Genomic DNA, 20554 nt, shown 5'->3' with positions numbered 1-20554 from the left:
GGACGACGGGTTTGGAAATGGAGGCCGGTGGCGTGCCCCGTCATTCCGGCGCAAGCCGGAATCCAGCAACGGCGCGTCAGACGGCCTCTTCGTTCGGAGCGGTTCATGCGGCCGCCTCGCTGGCCAGGTTCGGCTCTACGTGTAGCAGCAACGGCCGGTTGAGCCGGCGTTCCTCACAGTTTCCCGCCTGTTCGTCGCGGTCGATGACGAGGAAGTCGCTCATCTGGCCGATGGCCAGCAGCGGGTGGTGCCAGACGCCCGGCGCGAAGTTGATGCCCTGATGGCCCTGCGCCAGGAAGGCGCGGACCGTGTCCGGTACGACGGATTCGCCGCGCGGCGCGACGACGACGAGGAATGGCGTGCCGTTGAGCGGCATGAAGGCTTGCGAAGCGAGCGGATGGCGTTCGAGCAGGGCAATCGTGAATGGCAGCGGGCGCGGCTGGGCGCGGAAGATGCTGACGATCAGCCGCCCGTCCTGCCCCGGATCGAGGCGGGCGAGGTCGTGAAAACGCTGCGAGGTGCCCGCATTGATCGGAAACGACAGGTGCTGCTTGTCCGCCTCGATGACCTCGCCGAACGGCGCGAATGCCTCGCGGGTGAGCGGCTCGACGCGAAGGGGGGCAGCGGCGAGGCTCATGCGGCGCCTTTCTGCTTTGGCCGGCCCCAGACGCGCAGGCGGGATACGCCGCCGTCGGGATGCAGGTTGAAGCGCAGATGGCTGACCGGGCCGAGTTTTTCGGCGTCGAAGCTCAGAATACTGTCGGCGGCAAGACGGCTTTCCGGCAGCAGCGTTGCCCAGAATTGCGACTGGGCGGGCAGGGCGGACTCGTCCAGATCGGGCACATAGGCCGCTTGCAACGAGCATCGGTCCGGGAAATTGCCCTTGAAATGCGCCGTATCGACTTCGACGCGCACGATTTCGCCGGGAATGCCGAGCGCGATCAGACACCAGTCGTGGCCGGGTTCGCGGCGGCGCCGCGTTTCCCAGCCTTCGCCCATGTTGATGCCGCGTCCCGGTAGCAGCAGGTTGCTGGCGACGCCGAAGTGCGCGTCGTTCCAAGCGACGGCACGGCCGCCGTGGCGCATGGCGGCGAGGTCGATCAGGCCGTCGGCGGACGTTTCGAAGGCGGTGCTGACCGGTTGGCCGTAAACGCGCAGCCGCGCCAGCCCGCCATCCGGATAAATATTGATCCGCAAATGCGAAAAGACCTGCTCGGGGCGGGCGTTGCTGGCCACAAAATGATGCTGGTTGCCCGCGAGCGGCACCATGCCGGTCAGCGGCAACCAGACCGCCGTAGCCGGATCGTCTCCGGCCAGGCAGCCTTCGACGGTAGCGGCGGGCGGGTAGTTGCCGGTGAAGAAGCTGGTATCGAGGTCGAAGCCGGCGATGCTGCCGGGGCAGCCAAGGCGGACGATGCACCAGTCGTGGCCGGCGACGCGCTTGCGCCGGCTCTCCCAGCCGTCCATCCACTTGCCGTTGTCGTCGTAGAGGCCGGGCACGAAGCTGGCCGGCGCCGGGTTGAGCATCCGCGCCATCGGCGCGAAGAAGTCGTCGGAGCAGGCCACGGCCTCGGCGCCGAGGCGCGGGTCGGCGAGGTTGATAGCCTTGATTGCCCACGCGGGGAGCGGGGCGGCGGGGGCGATGAGCGGAGTCGTCATGCGGGAAACCTCAGTGCAGTGAGCGGATGAAATTGGCGAATTCGGGCGTCGCCGGCTGGGCGAACATTTCCTGCGGATGGCCGGACTCGTGGACGCGCCCTTCGTGCATGAACACCAGCTTGTCGCTGACTTCGCGGGCGAAGCGCATTTCGTGCGTGACCATGATCAGCGTCATGCCCTCGCTGGCGAGCCGGCGGACGACGGTCAGCACCTCGTTGACCAGTTCCGGGTCGAGCGCCGAGGTGATCTCGTCGCAGAGCAGCACTTTCGGCGACATGGCCAGTGCGCGGGCGATGGCGACGCGCTGCTGCTGGCCGCCCGAAAGCTGGTCGGGAAAGGCGTCGAATTTCTGGTCGAGGCCGACGCGGGCCAGCATCTCGCGGGCGATTTCGGCGGCTTCGCGCTTGTTCGTTCCCTTCACCACCTGCGGCGCCAGCATGACGTTCTGCCCGGCCGAGAGGTGTGGAAACAGGTTGAACTGCTGGAAAACCATGCCGACTTTCTGGCGCAGCGCGCGCAGATCGCCTTCGCCGGCGACGAGCGCCGTGCCGTCGACCTCGATGGTGCCGTCGTCGATGCTTTCCAGCCCGTTCAGCGTGCGCAGCAGCGTGCTTTTGCCGGAGCCGCTGCGGCCGATGATGGTGACGACTTCGCCTTCCTCGACGTCGAGCTTGATGCCCTTGAGGACGTGGTTGGTGCCGTAGAACTTGTGCAGGCGGTTAGTTTGTACGAGGGGCATGGAATTTCCTTTCCAGACGTTGGGCATACCAGGAGAGCGGATAGCAAAGGGCGAAATAACCGAGGGCGACGAGCACATAGACGAGGAAAGGCTGGTAGGTCGCGTTGGCGATCATCGAGCCGGTTTTCGTCAGTTCGGCGAAGCCGATGATCGAGGTGACGGCCGTCCCCTTCACCACCTGCACCGCGAAGCCGACAGTCGGCGCGATGGCCACGCGCATCGCCTGCGGCAGGATGACGTGGCGCATCTGCTCGCCGTACGTCAAGGCGAGGCTGGCGCTGGCTTCCCACTGGCCGCGCGGGACGGATTCGACGCAGCCGCGCCAGATTTCGGCGAGGAAGGCACTGGTGAAGAGCATCAGCCCCAGGCAGGCGGCCAGCCAAGCCGGCACGTCGAGCCCGAACAGCGAGAGGCCGAAGAAGAGCATGAACAGTTGCAGCAGCAGCGGCGTGCCCTGAAAGGCTTCGATATAGAGCTTGGCGAAGGCGCGCGGCGCCCGGTATTTGCTGATGCGGGCGAACAGGATCGCCAGACCGGCGAGGCTGCCGAGCACGAAGGCGGTGATCGAAAGCACGGCGGTCAGGGCGGCGCCGTTGAGCAGGTTGCGCAGGATGTCCCACAGCGAAAACGTCATCATGATGCAGCCCTCCGGGCGATAGCGTAGCGGCCGATGGCGCCGAGCAACTGGCGAATCATGACCGCCAGCCCGAAGTAGATCGCCGTCGTCAGAAAATAGGTTTCGAAGGCGCGGAAGTTGCGCGACTGGATGAAGTTGGCGACGAAGGTCAGCTCCTCGGCGGAAATCTGGGAACACACAGACGAGCCGAGCATGCTGATCACCAACTGGCTGGAAAGCGCCGGCCAGACCTTGAGCAGTGCCGGGCGCAGCATGACGTAGAAGAAGGTTTCGCGGCGCGTGAAGGCCAGCGATTCGGCGGCCTCGAGCTGGCCTTTCGGCGTTGCCTGCAAACCGGCTCGGATGATCTCGGTGCTGTAGGCGCCGAGGTTGAGCACCATCGCCAGCATCGCCGCCTGCCATTCGACGAGCTTGATGCCGAGCGAGGGCAGCCCGAAAAAGATCAGGAACAGTTGCACCAGAAACGGCGTGTTGCGGAACAGCTCGACGTAGCACTGGTACAGGCCGTCGAACGGGCGAATTTTCCACAGGCGGCTGATCGCGCCGCCGATGCCGATCGCAATGCCGAGCACGCCGCCAAAGACCGTCAGCCCGAGCGTGTAGGCGACGCCCTGGCCGAGCATGCCGGCGTAGTCGGGAATGAAAGTGAAGTCGAACTGGTAGGCCATGAGGGGCTCCCGGCGTTGCTTTGGTCATTCCGCCCGCAGGCGGAGCGACGCGTGTTAAGGATTACTGAAGCGAGGTGACGGCAAACAATTGCTTCGGCCCGATGAGGTATGCAACTTCCGTCATACCGGCGAAGGCCGGTATCCAGCACTGGCGCGGATTCACCTGCTGGACCCCGGCCTTCGCCGGGGTGACGACTTCATGCATTTGCGGGTCGATCAATAGCGTACCGCTCAAAGATCGGCCGGCAGCGCGATGTGCAGCCAGCGTTGCGAAATCTCGTTGAGGGCGCCGGATTTCTTCGCCTTCTGGACGATCTCGTTGACCTTGCCCTGCAGCGCCGTTTCGCCCTTGGCGAGGCCGACGTAGCACGGCGAGTTCTTGACCAGGAATTTCACCGTCAGCGAACGCAGCTTGCTCCGCTCATTGACGGCGGCGGCGACGACGTTGCCGGTCGCGATCAGTTGCGTCTGGCCGGAAAGGTAGGCGGCGATTGTCGAATTGTTGTCCTCGAAACGCTTGATCGTGGCGCTGGCCGGGGCGATCTTCGACAGTTCCAGATCCTCGATCGAACCGCGCGTCACCGAGATCGTCTTGCCGGCGAGATCGTCGGCCTTGGCGACCTTCTGATCGGCCGGCCCGAAGACGCCGTTGAAGAACGGCGCGTAGGCCGTCGAGAAATCGATCACCTTCTCGCGTTCCGGACTTTTGCCCATGCTCGAAATGACCAGATCGACCTTGCCGGTGGTCAGGAACGGAATCCGGTTGGCGCTGGACACCGGCACCAGTTCAACCTTGGCACCCAACTCCTTGCCGATCAGGTTGGCGACATCGATGTCGTAGCCGGCCGGCTTCATGTCGGAACCGACGCTGCCGAAGGGCGGAAAGTCCTGCGGCACGGCGATCTTGATCGTGCCGGACTTCGTAATGTTGGCGAGCACGTCGGCCTGAACAACGGGCGCGACCGAACCGAGCGCGATAGCGCCGAGCAGTGCCAGGGAACGGAAGAGACGACTGGGTTTCACGGTGATTCTCCTTGACTTCACGGTTGGAAAAAACGGATGCCGACGCGCGCGGCGGCGCGCAGCAAATGGGTTTGCATGGCCTGGCGGGCGGCCGCCGGGTCGTGGCTGGCGATGGCCTCGATCACCGCCTTGTGTTCGTCAGCCGGCTCCCAGATGCTTTTGGGATTGGCGAAGGGCAGTTGCAGGCTGTAAGCCACCTGCGTCTCGTATTGCTTGAGCACGGCGGCAAACGCCTCGTTGCCGGAGAGGCGGGCGATGCAGTGATGGAAGGTCATGTCCCACTCGGCGGCCATGACCAGATCGAAATCGTGGAGCGCGGCTTCCATCTTGGTCTGGATCTCGATCAGCTCGTCGGCGCTCGCCTTCGGATCGGCGGCCACCATGCTGGCGGCGGCGGGTTCGAGCACGAAGCGGAACTGAAAGATCGCCTCCGGCCGCATCCCCGCCGGATTCGCCGGCAGATCGCCCGCATCGCGCCCATTGCCGGCGGTGACGAAAACGCCCTTGCCGGGGTGCGAACGCACCAGCCCCAGCGCTTCGAGCATCGAAATCGCCTCGCGCAGACAGGTGCGGCTGATCCCCAGATTCTCGGCCAGCTCGCGCTGCGAAGGCAGGGCCGCGTTGCGGGCATACGTCCCGTTGGCAATCAGGCGTTGCAGATTCTGCGCGGCGACATTGGAAAGACTTGGCATGGCGATTTTCTCTTCCTCTAAGACTGGTACAACTGGTCAGACCAGTTACGAGGAGACAATTAGCAATGCGCGTGCCAGCGGGCGGGAAGCCTTGTTTTACCGGGAATCTGTGGAGGATTTACGACTGGAGTGCGAGGTTGGATGCGCGAGAACGGGGCGTTTTGATGGCGATTTTGTGCTTCGATGCACCAAATCGAACAAGGGCGGGGAGGCTATCGCTCAGGAGTTGCCAATCGATGAAAAGGGAAAGAAACAAAGCGAAAAGTTTCTGCCCTACAGAGCCAGAGGGCGGGCCGATTTGCATTTCCCCGCCAAAGCCTCCAGTCATGCTCTTGTGCTAGCATGGCGGACGACGACAAAGCAGGTCGCTTAGGGGGGGCGAAAGCTGCTTTTTTTGACCGTATGTTTTTAAAAAAGCATTCATTGTTTTATACGTCATGACGGGAAACATTCCGTCATGAGTGACTCTAAATGTTAGTTGCCTAATAGTTACCCCTCAGGAAGTTGCGAGAGATAATTTTGACAATATTTATACCTCCAAACATAAAAGTGATCGTTGAGAATGAGCGTGGGGAGGTGAGGCACTCACAAGGCTTGTCTGACTATTTTAGAAAGCCATCTATAGAATTGCAGATGTCAATATATGGCAGCACGTTGTTAGATGTTTTAATTGGAGAATCATATATTTCAGAGGATTTGGTTCTAAAAAATATTTTTACTGGTGATGCGCAAGCTGATGCAACACGGTTAATTGGAAGCATTGCAGAATCTTTAGTGGTTAACTTATGCAATTCTTATCCAGAAGTGAACAGAACCCTAGGGATGTATGCTCGGTTTGGCCAACGTCCTCATAAGAAACTAGATGCCTACGTAGCAGTAGCAACAGGCTCAATGAGAGCAAAAAATGATTTCCCTCAGCACTACAATCCATGCGATACGCAGAGAGATATAATTTGGGTGGAAAGGGATAATACTGATAATCAACTCCTGTGTATTAGTCCGACTAACGGTGTAGGAGCAAAGCCCGCTGGCTTGCAGGTGAAAGCCAGTCACAATGGAGTTAGATATGTAGTTCCAAGCATCAAAGATTATCACTTCCCTGTGCTGTATTTCGATTTGCAAGGTGATTGGGGGGAGGTGCAAAAATCTGTTTTTGAGCAACACCCGACCGCTACTCTAGTGCACCCCGACGAAATTCAGCACGAAATTAAGCATATTCTTAAAGGATATTTTGATGTTGTTGTCGCTTTACTTCGTGGCGAAACAACAATAAAACGTATTGTCCAAGAGTCGAGATGGAAAGGTGACTCCATTTTACCGACAGGCATTGACGCTGCAGAAGCCACAAGTGAGTCGAAGCTGATACTTCCTTCCCATTTGCGTGGCGGCAATTAACAACTCAATGCAGCCGACCCGCTAAAGAGGGCGGTTGATTTCCAACGTTAGGCACCATATTCAAGGAGTTCAAATTGTCCGACGGCAAAACAGGGAACAGACCACGGTTCTGCTATTCGTCAGACTTATAAAACCGTGGTTTATCCTCATTGTTCCTCAACTGATTAGGCGGCCACCGTCAGCTTGCTCGGGCGAATCAGGCTTTCAGCGGGAATTCCGAATTTCTCATGCAGCCGCCAGATCATGGCGAGCGTCAACGGGCGCTTGCGAGCAAGAATTTCATAGACGCGATTCAGGCGACCGATGGCTGGAACCAGGTCTTTTGGCGTCAGCCCACCCTGTTCCATGCGGAATTTGATGGCTTCTATCGGATCGGGAAGCTCTACGGGGTAGTGTTTGGCCTCGTAGGCTTCTACCAGTGTGAGTAGTACCTCGAAGCGGTCTCCGTCTGGCGTGCCGGGTTCCGGTTCGTTGTCGAAATAGGCCGAAACCACTTGTAGCGCGGCTTTGTAGTCGGCTTCGGTATGAATTGGGCGGATTTCCATGTCAGTGCTCCATTTCAACGGTTTCGGCATCAATCGCATCGTATTCGGTGTGCGTGCCAATGAATTTCACGTAAACAGCCTGGAAGCGATACGCCACCGAAACCACCAGGCGGTAATCATTGCCTTTGATATTGAAGACGACCCGACGGTTCTTGAGGATACTGGCGCTGCGGTACTGCGCTTTGATGTCCGCCGGCTGGCTCCAGTCAGCTTTCTTCACTTCGTCGAACCATGATTTCAAGGCTTGCTCAGCGCCCGGGTTCGTTTCCCGGAAAGTGCGCAGGTGGCTGATGCAGGCGCATCGCTGCGATCTATTGCCCATCTACGCTTGCGGCAATGGAAGCGGGCGGTCTTTGACGACGCTCTTCATGACCAGGGTCGAGGTGAGGCGCTGGACGCTGGGTAGAGCTGAAAGTTGCTCGTCGTATAACTGCTGGAAGGCGGTCAGGTCGCGGGTGATGACGTGGAGCAGATAGTCGGGGTCGCCGAAGAGCCGTTGCGCTTCGATGACCTGCGGGATATCGACGACGGCGGCCTCGAAGGCGGCGACCGCATGGCGATCGCCTTCGCGTAGCGTGACAAAAACGAGTGCGGAAAAATTCAGGCCGAGGGCGCCCGGGTTGAGCTGGGTGCGATAGCCGCTGATCACGCCGGATTGCTCCAGGGCGCGCACGCGGCGGTGGCAGGGCGAGAGGCTGAGTCCGATTCGCTCGGCCAGCTCGGTGACGGATAGGCGCCCGTCTGATTGAAGCTCGGCAAGAATCTTGCGATCAATCTTGTCCATCAAGAATAAGCTCCCTGTGTTTAGCGTTTATGGTAAAAGAATAGCAATCAAATTCTAGCGAATATTGGATATTCTTTCCTCGGTCTTGGTGGCCTTTGGTCATTTTTACTTTCGGAAGAATCTTCATGAGTTTCGGTATTTTCGCTGCCTTCTGGGCGGTGTCCTTTCTGTTCGTAATCACCCCCGGCGTCGATTGGGCGTACGCGATCTCGGCGGGAATGCGCGGGCGGGTCGTTGTGCCGGCGGTGGCCGGTTTGCTGCTCGGACATTTGCTGGCGACGGTGATCGTGGCGGCCGGCGTCGGCGCTTTCGTTGCCGGCAAACCGATGGCGCTGACGGTGCTCACCGTTGTCGGGGCGGCGTATTTGTTGTGGCTGGGGATCAACATGCTCATCCATCCCGCCGTGCCTCGCGCTGGCGAAACACAGGACGCTGGCGCATGGGCGCGCTGGACCCTCAAAGGCGCCGGCGTGAGTGGCCTGAATCCCAAGGTCTTCCTGCTCTTTCTGGCGCTGCTGCCCCAATTCACCGATCCGGCCGGCTCCTGGTCCGTGCCGGTGCAGATCGTCGCGCTCGGACTGATCCATGTTTTCAGTTGTGGCGTGGTGTATCTGCTGGTCGGTTTTGGCGCCCAGGCCGTGCTGCAGACACGGCCGCGAGCCGCCCGGATCGTCAGCCGATTTTCTGGCGCGGCGATGGTGGCAATCGCGCTTTTCCTGTTGGCCGAGCAGATCGCCCGCTAACCATCACAATCACCGTGGGGCTTGAATGAGGGGGTTCGAATGAAGAGGGCAATCAACAGGGGGCGGGCCGCCGTTGCCGGAAACCGCAGCAAACCGTGCTCCGTCCCGGCCATCCGCCTCAAACCGGTGCTTCTCGCGCTATCCACTGGATTTTTTCAGGAGTCAGGATGTGTCCGTTGAATAGAAACAGCGATATTTATGTGCTCGGCGGTGGGGCTATCGGATTTTCTCTCGCCGCCCATCTCAAAGCGGCGGGGCGACGTGTCGTCATTCTCCGGGCCGGGGAGGGCGCCGCAGAAGAGCGCGTACAGACGATCACTGTGCAGTCGGGCGATGGAACGTTGCTGACGCAGGAGGTCTTGTCGAAGCCGTTATCTGCCCAAGGGAAAATTGACGGTGTGCTCGTGCTGGCAACCAAAGCCACCGCGAATGAAAAAATAGCCACAAGGCTATCCGATAACGCATCGACGATCGACCTGGTCGTTATGCAGAACGGGATCGGCGTCGAAGGCCCGTTCATCGGCAAGGGGTTTCGCAGTCTGTCGCGGTGTGTGGTCTATATCACCGCCGAACGAGTGGCTGATTGCTTTTACACCGCCCGAATGGTGAAGCCCTCTCCAATCGGCAATGTCAATGGCGCCAGCGATGAGCGCCTTGAGTGTCTGGTCGATCTGCTGACGACCACGGCGTTGGCATTTTACCGGGAGGGCCACATTGACCGGGAAGTCTGGAAAAAGGGGATCATTAACACGGTGTTCAATTCGGTGTGCCCTTTGCTGGACACGGATAACGGGGTCTTTGAACGTGACGCCGATGCCATGGCGATGGCCGAATGTCTGGTGAAAGAGTGCGTGCCGGTGGCCAAAAAGATCAATATTTCAATCGAGGTCGAGGAAATTCTTGAGCAGATCCTCGCCATCAGCAAGCGGTCATCCGGGCAACTGATCTCGACGCTCCAGGACATTCGGGGAAATCGAGAGACCGAGATCCGTTTCTTCAATCTCGAAATTTGCCGGGTAGCCAGAAATCTGCGGCCCCCGATTGAACTTCCTTTGACAAGAACATTGGGGTTTCTGATTCTGAAAAAGTCGGAGATTGCGATGAAGCGGTTTGTCGGGGGTGGATGAGTCTGAAAGCGGGTTCGGATCGATGATTCCGCACCAGACCGCCGACATCTACACCGCCAGCGCCTCCCTTACCCCGTCCTTGTCCATATCCGCGCCCAGCCCGCGCATGATGAATTCTCCGCGTTCCATGAGCAGGTAGTGGTCGGCGAGGTCGCGGGCGAAGTCGTAGTATTGCTCGACGAGCAGGATGGCGACTTTGCCGGTTTCGGCGACCTTGCGGATGGCGTCCTTGACCTCGGCGCGCTCTTCGCCGGAGGCGGTGACGGGCTTCTGCACCGGGCGCTGGGCGACGACGCGGATGGCGTGGCCGATGTCCTTGATGATCGAGGGCTGGATGCCTTCGGTCGGTTCGTCGAGGATGAGCAGTTGCGGGTCCATGGCCAGCGCGCGGCCGATGGCGAGTTGCTGTTGCTGGCCGCCCGAGAGGTCGCCGCCGCGCCGGTTGAGCATGCTTTTGAGGACCGGGAAAAGTTCGAAAATCTGCGCCGGGATTTTGGCGCTGCCGGGTTTTGTGGCCATGCCCATCAGCAGGTTTTCTTCGACGGTGAGGCGCGGGAAGATTTCGCGGCCTTGCGGGACGTAGGCGATGCCGGCCTTGACGCGCTCGTGCGGGGCGGCGTTGGTGATGTCCTTGCCGTTGAAGGTGATGCTGCCGGATTTGACCTTGACGAGGCCCATCAGGCATTTCATCAGCGTCGTCTTGCCGACGCCGTTGCGGCCGAGCAGGCTGGTGACTTTGCCGGGTTCGACGTCGAAGGAGAGGCCGCGGAGGATGTGGCTGCCGCCGTAGTATTGGTTGAGGTTTTCGGTTTTGAGCATTTTTTGGTTCCTCAAGCTTGGGTGTTTGGTGAGAGGCTGGGTTTCGCCGCTGACCGGCGAGGCACTTTCTTTTGTTTTGCCAAAAGAAAGTGCCCAAAGAAAAGGCACGCCCGCTGCGTCGCCCGGCTGCGCCGGGTTCTCTGCGCTGCTCGTGCGCAACGGGGGGCTGCGGAACTCGGGCCTGCGGCCCTCAGACAGTCCTCGCCCTTTTTCCCGTTGCGCCCTGCGCTGCTCGACGACGCAAAGGGCAACAGGACAACCGAGCGGATTTTTTGCCTCCTGCGGTAAAAATCAGATGGTTTTAAGCTCCCCCTCGTGCAGCGCCGAGCAACGGAGGCGAGCCGGGGGAAGTCGGCGAGCACTGTTTGAGGGGCATCGCCCCGAGTTGCGCAGCCGCCCGGCTTGACGAGTAGCGCAGGGGAGTCGGCGTAGCCGACCGCGTAACGTGGGGTCGCCTTTTCTTTGGCTACTTTCTTTTGGCGAAGCAAAAGAAAGTATGCCCGCGCGTCAGGCGCGGAAAAAAGCGGTTCAGTAACACCCCTCATCTCAGCGCCCCAAATACACTTCAATCACCCGCTGATCATTCTGCACCGTCGCCAGATCCCCCTCCATCAACACCGACCCTTCATGCAGCACCGTCACCTTGCCGCCGAGGCGTTCGATGAAGCTCATGTCGTGTTCGACGACGACGAGCGAGTGCTTGCCGGCGAGCGAGAGAAACAACTCCGCCGTCTTCACCGTCTCGTCGTCGGTCATGCCGGCGACCGGTTCGTCGAGCAGCAGCAGTTGCGGTTCCTGCATCAGCAGCATGCCGATTTCGAGCCATTGCTTCTGGCCGTGCGAGAGCAGGCCGGCGGGGCGGTCGGCTTCGTGGCCGAGGCCGATCTGGGTGAGGGTGGCGGCGATGCGGTCGCGCTGCTCGTCGCGCAGGGTGGCGAACAGGCTTTTGCTGACGCGCTTGTCGGTCTTCATCGCCAGTTCGAGGTTTTCGAAGGCGCTGTGCTGCTCGAAGATCGTCGGTTTCTGGAACTTGCGGCCGATGCCGGTGTGGGCGATCTGCGGTTCGGTCAGGCGCGTCAGGTCGATGGTCTGGCCGAAGAAGGCGCGGCCGGAATCGGGGCGCGTCTTGCCGGTGATGACGTCCATCATCGTCGTTTTGCCGGCACCGTTCGGGCCGATGATGCAGCGCAGCTCGCCGGCGTCGATGGCCAGATTCAGCTTGTTGAGCGCCCGAAAGCCGTCGAAGCTGACGGTAATGTCTTCCAGGTACAGGATGACGTTGTGCGAGAGATCGAGCCGGGTTTGCCGGTCCGGGTAGCCGAAGCCGTTATCTTCATCGTCCTCGATGCCGAAAATTTTGCGCATCACTTCGCGGGTGCTCATGCTTTTCCTCCTTTGCCGGCGCGTGCCTGACGTAGCGATTTCCACAGGCCGATCAGCCCTTGCGGCAGCAGTAGCGTGACGACGATGAACAGCAGCCCGAGAAAGAACAGCCAGTATTCGGGGAACGAAACGGTGAACCAGCTCTTGGCCAGATTGACGACAAAGGCGCCGATGATCGGCCCGATCAGCGTGCCGCGTCCGCCGACGGCGACCCAGATGGCGATTTCGATCGAGTTGGCGACGCCCATTTCGGAGGGGTTGATGATGCCGACCTGCGGCACGTAGAGCGCGCCGGCGATGCCGCACAGGACGGCCGAGACGGTCCAGACGAAGAGCTTGAACCAGAGCGGGTTGTAGCCGATGAACATGACGCGCGATTCGGCGTCGCGGATCGCCGTCAGCACGCGGCCGTACTTCGAGCCGACCAGCCATTTGGCAAAGACGAAGGTGGCGGCCAGCAGCAGCGCCGTCAGGCCGAACAGGACCAGCCGCGTTTCCGGCGCGGTGATGCTGTAGCCGAGGATGCGCTTGAAGTCGGTGAAGCCGTTATTGCCGCCGAAGCCCGTTTCGTTGCGGAAGAAGAGCAGCATCGCGGCGTAGGTCAGCGCCTGTGTGATGATCGAGAAATAGACGCCCTTGATGCGCGAGCGGAAGGCGAAGAAGCCGAAGATGCAGGCGACCAGCGCCGGCACCAGCACGACCAGCAGCGCCACCCACAGGAAGCTGTCGCTGCCGTGCCAGTACCAGGGCAGCTCCTTCCAGTCGAGGAAGACCATGAAGTCGGGCAGGTCGGCGCCGTAGCTGCCGTCGCGGCCGATCTGGCGCATCAGGTACATGCCGAAGGTGTAGCCGCCGAGCGCGAAAAACAGCCCGTGGCCGAGCGACAGGATGCCACCGTAGCCCCAGATCAGATCCATCGCTATCGCCACAATCGCGTAGCACATGATCTTGCCGACGAGCGTGATGGCGTAAGTCGAGACGTGGAAGAGGCTTTCCGGCGGAAACGCGCTGTGCAGCAGGGGCACGGCGAGCAGGGCGACGGCCAGAAAGACGGCGAGCGCGATGCCGCTCTTGCGGTCGATGGAGGAAAGAAAACGCAGGGTGAATGGCGTATGCATGATTGGACTCATTCGACGAAGCGGCCCTTGAGGGCAAACAGACCCTGCGGACGCTTCTGGATGAAGATGATGATGAAGACGAGGGCGACGATCTTGGCGATGACGGCGCCGGCCCAGCCTTCAAGCAGCTTGGTGACGACGCCGAGGCCGAGCGCGGCCCAGACAGCACCGGCCAGTTGCCCGACGCCGCCGAGCACGACGACCATGAAGGCATCGACGATGTAGCCCTGACCCATGTCCGGGCCGACGTTGGAAATCTGCGACAGCGCCACGCCGCCCAGCCCGGCGATGCCGGCACCGAGCGCGAAGGCCAGCGTGTCGATGCGCGAGGTCGGCACGCCGACGCAGCCGGCCATCTGGCGGTTCTGGGTGACGGCGCGGACGAACATGCCGAGCCGCGTTTTGTTCATCAGCACCCAGACGAGCGCCAGCACGAACAGCGCGAAACCGATGATGATCAGCCGGTTCCAGGGCAGGACCAGATTCGGCAGCAGTTCGATGCCGCTCGACATCCACGACGGATTGGCGACCTCGACGTTTTGTGCGCCGAACAGCAGACGTGCGCCCTGAATCATCACCAGCGACAGCCCCCAAGTGGCGAGCAGCGTTTCCAGCGTACGGCCGTAGAGCCAGCGGATGACGGTGCGCTCCATGACCACGCCGACCAGCGCTGCCGCGAAGAAGCCAACCGGCACGGCCGCCAGCAGATACCAGTCGATGGCTTCCGGGAAATAGCTGCGGAAGAGGCTCTGCATGGCGTAGGCCGAATAGGCGCCGACCATCAGCAATTCGCCGTGCGCCATGTTGATGATGCCCATGACGCCGTAGGTAATCGCCAGCCCGAGCGCGCCGAGCAGCAGGATGCTGCCGAGCGAGAGGCCGGAAAATATCTGGCCGATCTTCTCTGTGCGGGACAGATTGCTGTCAATGGCCTTGACCGCCGAGATCGCCGCATAGCGCACCCGGCTGTCGGCCTCGTTGGCCTTGTCGGTCAGCGGCAGCAGCGCCGTTTTGATCGCCGGCGAGGAAGTCTTGGCCAGCGCCCGCACGGCGGCCAGCCGGGCGGCCGGGTCTCTGTTGCCGAGATTGGCTTGCGCATGGGCCAGCGTCAGCAGCGATTTGATCTTCTCGTCGCTTTCCTGCGCGAGGGCGCGGGCGAGCAGCGGCACCATTGCCGGACTGACGCTGCTTTGCAGTTTCTGCGCCGAGGCCAGGCGCACGGCCGGATCGGCGTCGAACAGCTTGAGCGCCGCCAGCGCGTTGGCCAGCTCGCCGCGCAGACGGTTGTTGACGGTGACCGCGTCGGCCGTCTCCGGTTTCTTGATGGCGGCGCCGGAGGCGGCATCGAAAGCCGCGTCGCCATCGATGACGACGACCTTGTCGCCCGCCAGATACAGGCTGTCTTCCGACATCGCCTTGAGCACGCGCAGCGTGTCCGGGTCGGCGGTCTGCGTCAGTTGCTGGATCGCCGCCACTTTCTGGCTGGAATCCTCGTCGGCCAGCTGGCGCACCAGTGCCGGATCGGGGGCTGCCTGCGCCGACAGGGCGCAAACGGCAAAAAGCAGGGTGAGAAGTGTTTTGAACATGAACGGTCCGTCCGCAGTTTGAATACTTGAGGCGAAGCTTACGGACGGCGTTCAACGGAGGAAATACGACAAATTGCGTAGTGCGGAATTTCGTTCCGGCAGCAGCTTTTCCAGATGACGCGCCCGGCATCAGGTGTCACGAAGGAGACTGCTTATCAAATGCCAAACGGCTCTGTAACGTGTAATTCACATCATCTGTTTAGACTAAAAGCATATTTACCTTCACTCCACTCGAAGAAAGATCGTCCAAATGAATATCAGTCTAAGCAAATATATTTCTCTGGCCTGTGGCTCCTATGCGCTTCTGGCAGTTCTTGCGGCTTACGTTATCCAACAAATCGTTCACTGAGCAAAGCTCTTGATTTTTACAGGGCGGCCTGACTCCCGTCTTTTACTAAACCCTGCTGGTTACCACTACCACTCTCACGCTTGAGTCCGTCGAAAAGCAGGATGCCGAAATCGGCGATGAAGCTTGCGGTCGTGTTGGGTGGAAGAAAGACGACAAATTGCGTGGGCGTATTGGAGGGAAGCATGCAAATTCCCGTGCCAATCTCTTGTGTACGGCGAGTCAATCGCGAGAGGCGATGAAAAAAATCGGGACGCTGTAGTCGCTTACGGCTTGTAATTCCTTGCACCGATGCCTGGCCGACGGTTTGTTCGTCGGGGCGCGCCAAAAACGGAATGAAAATTGCATGGAATCAAAATCTTGTGCATATGGCAACGGCACGTCGACGTGATTCTGAGCGGGCGCCGTCCATCATAACTATCAGGGGGATGAAGCATGGCGCGTTACAAGAATATCGAGCTTGATGCCAGACTGGCCGGGGTGATTCGTTGCATGAATACGGTCGAGGAGTATCGGGAGGTACTCCAGGGGTTGCAGACGGTGTGGGATAACCTGACCCTGCTCGGGCAGATGTCCGGCACCGGCACCGACATGAGCAGCACGCGTCAGGCCTTCAATCAACTGACCGGAAATCTGCTCAACCAGCTCGGCGCCGAAACGCTGAACAAGTGCGTTCAGGAAATGGCCGCGAAAGCGCAGGTGGCGATCGATATCCTTGTCCGGAATCTCTTTGAACGCACGGCCGATATCGGCTTTCTGGCGACGGACGAGGATGTCTGCCGCTTCATCGGTCTTTGTAATGAAAAAGCCGCCGATCCGTCGGCCGGAATCGACCTCGACGCCGAGCGGGAATGCCTGCGCGCCCGTTTCGCCGAGTACGTGGCCAAGTATTCGGTTTATTTCGACATTGTTCTTCTCGACACATCGGGAAGCGTGCTGGGGCGGCTGGATAGCCGTGTCGATGTCTCCAGAACAAATCATTCTCTGTTAGCCGAATCGCTGGAAACCACGGCGTCCTACGTCGAGTCGTTCGGAAAAATCGATTTATTGCCCGATTGCGAGCGCGCCCTGATCTATTCCTACCGGGTAACGAATGGTGACGGGAAACCAACCGGAGTGCTCTGCCTATGTTTCCGTTTCGAAAACGAAATGGCGCGCATTTTCGGCAATCTGAGCGCTCCCGACGACTGGTCCGTGATCGCGCTGCTCGATGCGAACGGAACCGTCATCGCCAGTTCCGACGCCTTCCACATTCCAGTCGGAGCGCGACTCGATCCGGTGCTGGGAGACGAGTACCGGGTGGTCCGCTTTGCCGGACGGGAGTATCTTGCGACAAGCTGCGCCACGCAGGGGTATCAGGGCTACTTGGGGCCGGGATGGGTGGGCCACGTGATGCTGCCCGTCCAGCATGCCTTCAACAAGGATTCCTCGGAAATGCTGAAGGAAATCGATGCGGCGCTTCTGCGCATGGTCATGGACAGCCCATCGCTGTTCGGTGACGAGCTGCGCAACATTCCGCTTCAGGCCAATCGCATCCAGCGCGATCTCAACCGCTCGGTGTGGAACGGCAACGTCCACCAAAGCTCGTCGAGACGGGCGCTCAATCCGTCGTTTTCCAAAATACTGCTCTGGGAAATCAGCAATACCGGTAGCCGGACAAAGGATGTCTTTGCCCGATCGATTGCCAATCTGCACGAAACCGTCGTGTCTTCGATCCTGCAGGACAGCCGTTTTCTGGCCTCGCTGGCCGTCGACATCATGGATCGCAACCTCTACGAGCGGGCCAACGACTGCCGCTGGTGGGCGCTGACCTCGGACTTCCGCGATCTTCTCGCCTCGAATGATCGTTCCGCCAGCGCATTGGAGCGTATGACCTCCATACTGCAGACGATCAATAGCCTCTATACGGTCTACTCGAACCTGATCGTTTTCGACAGCCAAGGCCGCGTCGTCGCCGTCTCCCAGCCGGACGAATCCGGGCTGGTCGGCAAGGTGATTCAGGAAGAATGGGTGCGCAATGTGCTGACCCTGCCTGATTCGCAGGGCTACGCCGTTTCGAGTTTTTCCGCGACGCCGCTATATCGCAACCGTCACACCTACGTTTACGGAGCCGCGATTAGCGCGCCCGGCGAGAACCGGATTGTCGGTGGCGTTGGCATCGTCTTTGATTCAGAACCGCAATTCGTTGCCATGCTCCGTGATGCGCTGCCGCGCAACGAGGCGGGCGAGGTGACCAAAGGCGCATTTGCCGCCTTTGTTGAAGGCAACGGGCGAATCATCGCCACCACCGATCCCGAGCGGAAGCCGGGCGACCGTTTGCCGCTCGAAGCGTCCTTTTTCAGCTTGGCCAAAGGCGAGGGCAGGGCGGGCATCGTCCAGCTGGGGAATTCCTGCTACGCCGTCGGTGCGCGCATGTCTTCGGGCTACCGGGAGTACAAGGGGGAAGGGGACGCCTACGTCAATGATGTGCTGGCGTTGATTTTCGTTCCGCTGTGCCAGTCGGTTGAAGCCCGCTCATCGGCCGAAATCAAGCCACCCGTTGTTCGCTCCGATCGCGCCGTCGACAGCGAAACCGTTGAAATCGCTACCTTTCTGGTCGGAAACAAGTGGTTCGGTCTGCGTTCGAGCCAGATTGCCGAGGCCGTCGATTTCGGCGGCATGACCGGCGTGCCGGGGGCTGGCAGCGATTTTGCCGGGTATCTGATGTACGGCGGCGTGCCGATCCCTGTTTTCGACATCCGGCGTATTGTCGATGCCGGTCCGCCATGCTCCGGCGTTGATTCGCAGGTCGTCGTACTCAAGAAAGGCGAAAACTCCCATTTCGGCATCCTGGTCGATGGGCTCGGCGAGATTCCGGAAGTCTGCGCGAGCCGGCTGCAAGCACTGCCCGACCTTTTGGCCGGGGGAAACCTGCTGGCCGATTCCATCGTAATGACCGACGTTCCCGAGAAGGAAACCCTGCTCGTCGTTCTCGGCGTCGATCGGATCGCTGCCCGGCTGGTGCCGACCATTCCTGACAAGACTCAGGGCGAAGGGGCGATGTTGGCGTCCCGGTCGGCGCTTCGGGGGGCCGAGCATTGTTTGTCGGAGACAGCGCTGGCGCTCTGACGCCAACTCGATTCCGTTAGCTCACCCGGTAATTCGACTCGGTACCCATACGGCGTTTTTGTAGCAGTTCGACGTCCGTTTCGTGGGAGCGTGGAATTTGGCTGATCGTTATTCTCCTTTTCACGGTTATCGATGAATGACCGTCCAATCAAAAAAGGAGGATCAACCATGTTTCAACCATTCGACAGGGACGAAGTCACCGAGGGGCGTTTTCGGCTGAAAACGAGCTTGCGCCTGATGGCGCTGTGCGGCGTGCTCGGCGCTACGGCATTGCTTTCCGCCTGCAGCGGCGGTGACGATGATGATGCAACGACGACGACTGCCACAACGACACTCAGCTGCGACGACAGTCTCAAGACCAGCTTTACGCAAGACGCCTCCGCGCTTGGCGGCGACACGAAGGTGTTGCTGGTCAAGCAGTTCAAGAAGGGCGACGAGCTGGTGCTGCCCAACTCGTCGCTCGCCTCCGGAGTTACGCCGCTGACGGCGCCGGCCGACATGTGTCTGGTCAAGCTCGTGGTCGGTCCCGGCTTGACATCGGAACCGACTACCGCGCCCTCATGGTCGCAAGGCATAGGCATCGAAGTCTGGCTACCGGAAAAATCGGCCTGGAACGAGCGCATTCGCGCTTACGGGACCGGCGGTGCCGGTGGCGGTTTCCATACCGATATCACCAAACTCGGGCCGAACCGTGGTGAAGGCAATTCTTTCCACGTAGCCGCCGCCGGCAAAGGCTATGTCGTCAGCCACTCCGATGCCGGTCACGTCGGCGGCTCGCTGGGCAACTTCACGGGTGGAACGCTGACCTGGGCAATGAAGGTCGACGGCACTCCCAACACCGTCCTCTGGAAAGACTATTCCGAACGCAGCATGCATGTGCAGGCAATCACGACCAAGGCGCTGACCAAGGCGTATTACGGCAAAGAGCAGAAATACGCCTACTGGGACGGCCAGTCGATGGGCGGACGCCAGGGCTACAAGCTCGTCCAGAAATATCCGACCGATTTCGACGGCTACCTGATCGGCGCGCCGGCCATCAACCAGAGCAAGATGCAGCTGGAACATCTCTGGCCGCAAGTTGTGGCGAACGTGGAATTTGGCAGCACGATTTTCCCTGCCGCAAAATCCAACTTCATCAGCGCCCAAGCCGTGAAGGCGTGCTCCGGCACCGGCATTGATCTCGTCATCGACCCGCTGTCGTGCAAGTACGACCCGACCAAGGATGCGGCGGCGTTGTGTAACGGCGTGGCGGGCAACGGCGTCACTGGCACCAATAGCGACACCGGCAAGTGCGTCACCCTGGCCGAAGCCAACGCCTACAACAAGATCTGGTACGGCTGGACCCGCGACGGCAGCGTTCCCGATCCCACCACCTACGGTAACGGCATGGCGACCGCCCTGGCCGCCGACAAAGGCCAGTTGTGGTACGGCATCACGCGCGGTACGAACCTGACCGGCATCAAGGAAGGCGGGACGGTACCGAGCGGTCCGCAACTCGCCGTGTTCAAGCCGGACAACTCGCCCGCGACGCTGGCCACCGACTATCTCGCACTCGTGATGGAGAACCCGGCCTATGGCTGGACAAACTTCACCAATGCAACCGGTAATGGTCAAAGCAAGTTCCTGGAGTTGAACTACGCAAGCTTCGCCTACGCCTACGACAAGGCGCTGGCGATGAACGACCTGTACTTCAGCCAGGCCAATACCGACGACCCTGATCTGAGCGCCGCGCGTGACAGTAATCGCAAGATTCTGCACTACCACGGCTGGAACGACGAAGTCATCGCCCCGGCCGGTTCGATCAACTACTGGGAACGGGTGGCCGGTTACATGGGCGGGAAAGCGGAGTTGCAAAAGTTCAACCGCCTCTACATGATCCCCGGTTACGCACACGATTCGACCTTCTCGCGTAGCGGCCAGATCGATCCGAGCGCGGAATACCCGGTCAAGAACAAGGTGCCGCTGCCGCAACCTTCGGCAGGCCGCGACGAATTGTTCACGGCGATGATGAACTGGGTCGAAAGCGGTACCGCTCCAGACCGGATCGAAGTTAGCTCGGCCGACAGCTCGATCAGCATGCCGATCTGCGTCTATCCGCTAAAAGCCACTTACAACGGCACCGGCAACGTGAAAGCCGCCGCCAGCTACACGTGTAAGTAAGGCTTCGACCAGCAATAAAACC

At 60.3% G+C, this 20554-nt stretch carries 21 protein-coding genes; 5 read left to right on the top strand and 16 right to left on the bottom strand.

Features of this window, described 5'->3' with window-relative positions:
• Positions 1-103: 103 nt before the first annotated feature.
• The 8 genes from GH659_RS05345 to GH659_RS05310 form a co-directional block, all read right to left on the bottom strand.
• Entirely contained in the window at positions 104-637 is a 534-nt protein-coding gene (locus GH659_RS05345) for an ureidoglycolate lyase (protein WP_153109894.1), read from the bottom strand.
• Positions 634-1659, bottom strand: a complete 1026-nt coding sequence (gene alc, locus GH659_RS05340; RefSeq protein WP_153109892.1) for an allantoicase — start codon at positions 1657-1659, stop codon at positions 634-636. Before alc ends, GH659_RS05345 begins: the two co-directional genes overlap by 4 nt.
• A gap of 10 nt (positions 1660-1669) precedes the next feature.
• Positions 1670-2398: an amino acid ABC transporter ATP-binding protein gene (locus tag GH659_RS05335; protein ID WP_153109890.1), complete on the bottom strand. Its 729-nt coding sequence runs from the start codon at positions 2396-2398 to the stop codon at positions 1670-1672.
• Positions 2379-3035 carry an amino acid ABC transporter permease gene (locus tag GH659_RS05330; RefSeq protein ID WP_246167722.1) on the bottom strand — a complete coding sequence of 219 codons (657 nt, stop codon included), beginning with the start codon at positions 3033-3035 and terminating at the stop codon, positions 2379-2381. Before GH659_RS05330 ends, GH659_RS05335 begins: the two co-directional genes overlap by 20 nt.
• Complete coding sequence (locus GH659_RS05325; protein WP_153109888.1) at positions 3032-3703, bottom strand: amino acid ABC transporter permease; 672 nt, start codon at positions 3701-3703, stop codon at positions 3032-3034. The genes GH659_RS05330 and GH659_RS05325 overlap by 4 nt, the downstream gene beginning before the upstream one ends.
• A 61-nt stretch (positions 3704-3764) precedes the next feature.
• Positions 3765-3938, bottom strand: a complete 174-nt coding sequence (locus GH659_RS05320; protein WP_153109886.1) for a hypothetical protein — start codon at positions 3936-3938, stop codon at positions 3765-3767.
• Positions 3935-4726: a transporter substrate-binding domain-containing protein gene (locus GH659_RS05315; RefSeq protein WP_153109884.1), complete on the bottom strand. Its 792-nt coding sequence runs from the start codon at positions 4724-4726 to the stop codon at positions 3935-3937. The genes GH659_RS05320 and GH659_RS05315 overlap by 4 nt, the downstream gene beginning before the upstream one ends.
• 17 nt (positions 4727-4743) lie before the next feature.
• On the bottom strand, positions 4744-5418 hold the full coding sequence (locus tag GH659_RS05310) for a FadR/GntR family transcriptional regulator (protein WP_153109882.1): 675 nt from the start codon (positions 5416-5418) through the stop codon (positions 4744-4746).
• 594 nt (positions 5419-6012) lie between these two features.
• Between GH659_RS05310 and GH659_RS14880 the strand changes: the two genes are divergently transcribed.
• A complete protein-coding gene (locus tag GH659_RS14880; RefSeq protein WP_211364114.1) occupies positions 6013-6813 on the top strand; it encodes a hypothetical protein in 801 nt (266 codons plus the stop codon).
• A gap of 164 nt (positions 6814-6977) precedes the next feature.
• On the opposite strand, the gene GH659_RS05295 is transcribed toward GH659_RS14880, so the two are convergent.
• The 3 genes from GH659_RS05295 to GH659_RS05285 are packed head-to-tail and all read right to left on the bottom strand — an operon-like array spanning position 6978 to position 8142.
• Positions 6978-7358, bottom strand: coding sequence for a helix-turn-helix domain-containing protein (locus GH659_RS05295; RefSeq protein WP_153109878.1), 381 nt, complete (start codon positions 7356-7358; stop codon positions 6978-6980).
• Position 7359: 1 nt separating this feature from the next.
• Complete coding sequence (locus GH659_RS05290; RefSeq protein WP_153109876.1) at positions 7360-7680, bottom strand: type II toxin-antitoxin system HigB family toxin; 321 nt, start codon at positions 7678-7680, stop codon at positions 7360-7362.
• A complete protein-coding gene (locus GH659_RS05285; protein WP_153109874.1) occupies positions 7681-8142 on the bottom strand; it encodes an Lrp/AsnC family transcriptional regulator in 462 nt (153 codons plus the stop codon).
• A 125-nt stretch (positions 8143-8267) separates the two neighbouring features.
• Here GH659_RS05285 and GH659_RS05280 point away from each other — a divergent pair, with 125 nt between their 5' ends.
• Positions 8268-8885 (top strand): LysE family translocator, encoded by a 618-nt coding sequence (locus GH659_RS05280; protein WP_153109872.1) that lies wholly within the window; start codon positions 8268-8270, stop codon positions 8883-8885.
• Positions 8886-9061: 176 nt separating this feature from the next.
• Complete coding sequence (locus tag GH659_RS05275; protein ID WP_170285828.1) at positions 9062-10012, top strand: ketopantoate reductase family protein; 951 nt, start codon at positions 9062-9064, stop codon at positions 10010-10012.
• Positions 10013-10060: 48 nt separating this feature from the next.
• On the opposite strand, the gene urtE is transcribed toward GH659_RS05275, so the two are convergent.
• From urtE to GH659_RS05250, 5 genes are all read right to left on the bottom strand, one after another.
• Positions 10061-10831 carry an urea ABC transporter ATP-binding subunit UrtE gene (urtE, locus tag GH659_RS05270; protein WP_153109867.1) on the bottom strand — a complete coding sequence of 257 codons (771 nt, stop codon included), beginning with the start codon at positions 10829-10831 and terminating at the stop codon, positions 10061-10063.
• A 546-nt stretch (positions 10832-11377) separates the two neighbouring features.
• Positions 11378-12196 carry an urea ABC transporter ATP-binding protein UrtD gene (gene urtD, locus GH659_RS05265; protein WP_425499980.1) on the bottom strand — a complete coding sequence of 273 codons (819 nt, stop codon included), beginning with the start codon at positions 12194-12196 and terminating at the stop codon, positions 11378-11380.
• Between the two features lie 14 nt (positions 12197-12210).
• Positions 12211-13332 (bottom strand): urea ABC transporter permease subunit UrtC, encoded by a 1122-nt coding sequence (urtC, locus tag GH659_RS05260; protein ID WP_153109849.1) that lies wholly within the window; start codon positions 13330-13332, stop codon positions 12211-12213.
• An 8-nt stretch (positions 13333-13340) separates the two neighbouring features.
• Complete coding sequence (gene urtB, locus GH659_RS05255; RefSeq protein ID WP_153109847.1) at positions 13341-14918, bottom strand: urea ABC transporter permease subunit UrtB; 1578 nt, start codon at positions 14916-14918, stop codon at positions 13341-13343.
• A gap of 365 nt (positions 14919-15283) precedes the next feature.
• Positions 15284-15451, bottom strand: coding sequence for a hypothetical protein (locus GH659_RS05250; RefSeq protein WP_153109845.1), 168 nt, complete (start codon positions 15449-15451; stop codon positions 15284-15286).
• 248 nt (positions 15452-15699) lie between these two features.
• Here GH659_RS05250 and GH659_RS05245 point away from each other — a divergent pair, with 248 nt between their 5' ends.
• Both GH659_RS05245 and GH659_RS05240 read left to right on the top strand, forming a co-directional pair.
• Positions 15700-18372 (top strand): chemotaxis protein CheW, encoded by a 2673-nt coding sequence (locus GH659_RS05245; RefSeq protein ID WP_153109843.1) that lies wholly within the window; start codon positions 15700-15702, stop codon positions 18370-18372.
• Positions 18373-18540: 168 nt separating this feature from the next.
• Positions 18541-20532 (top strand): tannase/feruloyl esterase family alpha/beta hydrolase, encoded by a 1992-nt coding sequence (locus tag GH659_RS05240; protein WP_211364113.1) that lies wholly within the window; start codon positions 18541-18543, stop codon positions 20530-20532.
• The last annotated feature ends 22 nt before the right edge of the window (positions 20533-20554 follow it).

This window comes from Propionivibrio limicola (genome assembly GCF_009469695.1).
Classification (GTDB): Bacteria; Pseudomonadota; Gammaproteobacteria; order Burkholderiales; family Rhodocyclaceae; genus Propionivibrio; species Propionivibrio limicola.
The sequence above is the reverse complement of the archived record's forward strand: the minus strand, read 5'-3'. Positions and strand labels throughout refer to the sequence as shown.

Coding starts and splice junctions, on each gene's coding strand:
- GH659_RS05325 (WP_153109888.1), bottom strand. CDS start 3,703: ATGGCCTACCAGTTCGACTTCACTTTCATTCCCGACTACGCCGGCATG.
- GH659_RS05330 (WP_246167722.1), bottom strand. CDS start 3,035: ATGATGACGTTTTCGCTGTGGGACATCCTGCGCAACCTGCTCAACGGC.
- GH659_RS05290 (WP_153109876.1), bottom strand. CDS start 7,680: ATGGGCAATAGATCGCAGCGATGCGCCTGCATCAGCCACCTGCGCACT.
- GH659_RS05285 (WP_153109874.1), bottom strand. CDS start 8,142: ATGGACAAGATTGATCGCAAGATTCTTGCCGAGCTTCAATCAGACGGG.
- GH659_RS05345 (WP_153109894.1), bottom strand. CDS start 637: ATGAGCCTCGCCGCTGCCCCCCTTCGCGTCGAGCCGCTCACCCGCGAG.
- urtC (WP_153109849.1), bottom strand. CDS start 13,332: ATGCATACGCCATTCACCCTGCGTTTTCTTTCCTCCATCGACCGCAAG.
- urtD (WP_425499980.1), bottom strand. CDS start 12,196: ATGCGCAAAATTTTCGGCATCGAGGACGATGAAGATAACGGCTTCGGC.
- alc (WP_153109892.1), bottom strand. CDS start 1,659: ATGACGACTCCGCTCATCGCCCCCGCCGCCCCGCTCCCCGCGTGGGCA.
- GH659_RS05335 (WP_153109890.1), bottom strand. CDS start 2,398: ATGCCCCTCGTACAAACTAACCGCCTGCACAAGTTCTACGGCACCAAC.
- GH659_RS05250 (WP_153109845.1), bottom strand. CDS start 15,451: ATGCTTCCCTCCAATACGCCCACGCAATTTGTCGTCTTTCTTCCACCC.
- GH659_RS05295 (WP_153109878.1), bottom strand. CDS start 7,358: ATGGAAATCCGCCCAATTCATACCGAAGCCGACTACAAAGCCGCGCTA.
- GH659_RS05240 (WP_211364113.1), top strand. CDS start 18,541: ATGTTTCAACCATTCGACAGGGACGAAGTCACCGAGGGGCGTTTTCGG.
- GH659_RS05280 (WP_153109872.1), top strand. CDS start 8,268: ATGAGTTTCGGTATTTTCGCTGCCTTCTGGGCGGTGTCCTTTCTGTTC.
- GH659_RS05245 (WP_153109843.1), top strand. CDS start 15,700: ATGGCGCGTTACAAGAATATCGAGCTTGATGCCAGACTGGCCGGGGTG.
- urtE (WP_153109867.1), bottom strand. CDS start 10,831: ATGCTCAAAACCGAAAACCTCAACCAATACTACGGCGGCAGCCACATC.
- GH659_RS05310 (WP_153109882.1), bottom strand. CDS start 5,418: ATGCCAAGTCTTTCCAATGTCGCCGCGCAGAATCTGCAACGCCTGATT.
- urtB (WP_153109847.1), bottom strand. CDS start 14,918: ATGTTCAAAACACTTCTCACCCTGCTTTTTGCCGTTTGCGCCCTGTCG.